This is a genomic window from Hungatella sp. (assembly GCF_046966825.1).
This window is the reverse complement of the sequence record NZ_JBKVCZ010000281.1, coordinates 1-2,247: the sequence shown is the minus strand read 5'-3', so window position 1 is coordinate 2,247 and position 2,247 is coordinate 1. Positions and strand designations below refer to the sequence as shown.

The following is a 2,247-nucleotide window of genomic DNA, read 5'->3' as shown; positions in this document are numbered from 1 at the left end:
ACCGGATATCGTCTGGTCCGCCTTGCAGGTGATGGCCGCAAACGCATGAAGCAGCGCGATGAGTCCGCCGGCCAGCCCCGCAGCGAAGAATCCCGCCCAGGCGCTTCCGGAGTAGTAGCCCACCGTAGCTCCTGTCACCGCTCCGATGGTCATCATTCCCTCGATTCCAATATTGGTAACACCGGACCGCTCTGACACCACTCCGCCCAGGGCGGCGAAAACCAGAGGGGTAGAATACATAAGTGTAATGCCGATAAACAGCGTCAGACTGCTAAGCATATTATTTCCCTCCCTTCGAGACATTCCGCCCAGGTTTTCCCAGGGGGACTTTCCTTAAGCGTTCCACCAGCGGCGGAATGATATGGGTCAGCGCAACGAAGAACACGATGACTCCGATGACAATGTTGATGATCTCCGACGGCGCGCCCACCTCGTACTGCAGCGTCTGGCCGCCGTAGATCAGGCCGCCGAACAGAAGTCCCGCGAAAATACAGCCAATAGGAGAACTGGCCGCGATCAGACAGACCGCCAGCCCGTTAAACCCGGTATTTTCAAATGCCGCCAGCGTGGCAATTCCATGAGGCGAGTTGCCGGTTATGTAAAGCGCTGCCGCCAGCCCGCAGATGGCGCCGGAGATCAGCATGGAATGCAGGATATTCCGATTCACATAAATCCCCGAAAATTCAGCCGCAAACCGGTTGGAGCCAACGGCCCTCAGTTCGAAGCCCTTTGCAGTTTTATATAGAAGGAAGGAGATCAGGACTGCCAGGACAATGGCAATGATAAATCCCGCGTTTACATCCGTTTTCAGGATCGTACTGCGCAGAAATTCATTCTGGGCCAGAGCGGCCTTGCCTTCCTCCGTCGCCTTATAATTTCCCAGAATCATCGTATAACCGGACCGGTTGATTGCGTACGTTCCGATGGTATCCGGCTTATGAAACCGGTTCAGACCACAGACGTAATTGGAGAAATAGAGTGCGATCCAGTTGAGCATGATACTGGTGAGAACCTCGTGGATACCGAATTTAGCCTTTAAGAATCCGGCGATGCCTCCGTATACCGCTCCCGCTGCCACACCGGCTGACAGAACCAGTGGAATCTGGATCACCGGCGGGAAATCAAAGAGAATACCAACCACGGTAGCCGCCACGGAACCCATGATAAACTGTCCCTCAGCGCCGATATTAAAGAGTCCGGTCTTAAATGCAAATGCCACGCCGAGTCCTGTCAGAATCAGCGGAGTACTCTTAATAATGACGTTGGATACGTGCTTGGGGCTGGAAAATACACCGTTAAACAGGACGCCCAGTGAGTGGACCGGAGGATATCCGGCCGCCGCAAGGATAATCCCGGCAACCACAAAGCCGAAGAAGATGGCGATCAGAGTCATCGTGAGCGGCTTCTTCAAAATATTTACAGTTCTATCCATGATTCTTTCCTCCTGCCATCAACAGGCCAATCGTATTTTCATCCACGGTTCCCTGCGAAAACGTATCCTGGATCTTTCCATCGTAGATCACCGCGATCGTATCGGATACATTCATCACTTCATCCAGTTCGAAGGAGATGAGGAGCACCGCTTTTCCCTTGTCCCTCTCACGGATCAGCGTCTTATGTACCGTCTCAATGGCGCCCACGTCCAGTCCGCGGGTGGGCTGAACCGCAATCAGCACATCCGGATTCATGGCGATTTCCCGGCCGATGATGACCTTCTGCTGATTTCCTCCTGAAAGGCCGCCTGCCCGCTTGGAACCGCAGTCCTCCGGGCGGACATCAAACTCCTCGATCAGCTTCTTTGTAAACTGTTCCATCTCTTTTTTATTTAAGATCCCTTTTCTGGAAAATGGTTCCTGGCGGTACCGCTCCAGCACTGCATTTTCATTGACAGAGAAATCCAGAACGAGACCGCGTTTCTGCCTGTCCTCCGGAATCGTGCTGACGCCGCTGTCGATGACCGTGCGCGGGTCCGTGTTGGTAATGGGTTTGCCGCAGACTGTGATGGTCCCCTTTTCTGCCGGAATCAGGCATCCAATCGCCTCCACCAGTTCTTTCTGACCGTTGCCGTCGATCCCGGCGATTCCCAAGATCTCACCTTTCCGAACCTTTAAGTTCAGCCCCTTCACCGCGTCCAGCTTCCGCTCGTTTTTCACGACCAGATCCTTGATCTCCAGAACGGTTTCTCCCGGTTTTGCCGGTGTCTTGTCCACCACTAGCTTCACCTCATGGCCCACCATGAGCGTGGCC

Annotated in this window: 3 protein-coding genes; all 3 read right to left on the bottom strand. The window is 54.0% G+C overall.

Translation table 11 applies throughout. From position 1 onward, the window contains the following. The coding region (locus ACLTD4_RS33820; protein ID WP_412331985.1) for an ABC transporter permease subunit at positions 1 to 279 on the bottom strand (279 nt) is incomplete at its 3' end. Between the two features lies 1 nt (position 280). Further along, positions 281 to 1,432 (bottom strand): ABC transporter permease, encoded by a 1,152-nt coding sequence (locus ACLTD4_RS33815; RefSeq protein WP_002601357.1) that lies wholly within the window; start codon positions 1,430 to 1,432, stop codon positions 281 to 283. Next, positions 1,425 to 2,247: ATP-binding cassette domain-containing protein (locus ACLTD4_RS33810; protein WP_412331984.1), on the bottom strand; the 823-nt coding region annotated here is incomplete at its 5' end. The genes ACLTD4_RS33810 and ACLTD4_RS33815, both read right to left, overlap by 8 nt.

Coding starts and splice junctions, on each gene's coding strand:
- ACLTD4_RS33815 (WP_002601357.1), bottom strand. CDS start 1,432: ATGGATAGAACTGTAAATATTTTGAAGAAGCCGCTCACGATGACTCTG.